The sequence below is a fragment of the Rhodopirellula halodulae genome (assembly GCF_020966775.1).
In the GTDB taxonomy this organism is placed as follows: Bacteria; Planctomycetota; Planctomycetia; order Pirellulales; family Pirellulaceae; genus Rhodopirellula; species Rhodopirellula halodulae.
Genome location: NZ_JAJKFV010000032.1, coordinates 27,772 through 28,699 on the forward strand (window position 1 = coordinate 27,772; position 928 = coordinate 28,699).

General features: G+C 52.4%; 2 protein-coding genes. One reads left to right on the forward strand and one right to left on the reverse strand.

Annotation, left to right across the window (positions count from 1 at the left end):
- Nucleotides 1-273 precede the first annotated feature (273 nt).
- Nucleotides 274-537 carry a hypothetical protein gene (locus LOC70_RS23555; protein ID WP_230256516.1) on the forward strand — a complete coding sequence of 88 codons (264 nt, stop codon included), beginning with the start codon at nucleotides 274-276 and terminating at the stop codon, nucleotides 535-537.
- 115 nt (nucleotides 538-652) lie between these two features.
- On the opposite strand, the gene LOC70_RS23560 is transcribed toward LOC70_RS23555, so the two are convergent.
- A partial coding sequence (locus tag LOC70_RS23560) for a transposase (RefSeq protein WP_230256517.1) occupies nucleotides 653-928 on the reverse strand: 276 nt, incomplete at its 5' end.

Sequence of the window (928 nt, forward strand, 5' to 3'; positions counted from 1 at the left end):
TTCGAGTTGAAGGCAAATCCTTCTACATGTCAGCACACGATAATGCCGCTGAGCACAAACGTTAACCTTCCACGTCGCCACATCGCAAAGTATCCGAAACGTTGCGTTCGATGCGGTGGCGAAACCTTCGGGCGATCCATTCGGATATGGACACACACAATTGGCTGGTGGACTTTGGTATTTTGGATCTTCGGTTGGGGTTTCACAACGCATCCCCCTGCGTGCTCGTCTTGTGCCTGGCCCATTCGTCTACAACGAACTGGCGGTCTGCTCTTGGCACTCGTCATCGCCGCCTTGTTCCTGGCGTTTGTTTGGCCGCATATCGATGACTTCGTCGCGCGGCCTTTCAAAAAGTGGACCTCGATGATCCTAACCATTGTCTGTCTCGCACCGTATTTTCTCTGGGAGACGATCTGGCCACCTGCAATTGACATCACAGCGTACAAAGACAGTGTCGACTACGAGTTCCGTGACATGGACTACGCACTTGACTTTGCTGCCTTGAATGACAATGCGGAATGGATACGGTTCAAATGATAAATTGAACGAATAACCATGGCATGCACACGGAGCGGTGGTGGAGACCTACCTTCCTTTCCAATCACGTTGGCTTCCACCGCCCGGTGATGCTGACCGTTACCCGACTAAGAACCTATCCGAAAACCCCGAGTCTGCTGTAGATGAAGTAGGCAAACGCGAGGTGAAGACCGGCGATGTGATTCTGAACGTTTTTGTCCCATCGAATGAGGATGGCTCGAAAGCGATTGAGCCAACCATGAGTTCTTTCAACCACCCACCGCCGAGGACGCTCGCCAGAGGCTCTGTCCAACTCACGTTTCTCTTCTCCTCGGCTGCGGATGTGCGAAGTATAGCCATACACGGATTCGATGAGCTCGCGGACCGCAGTCGAATCATACGCTTTATCCAA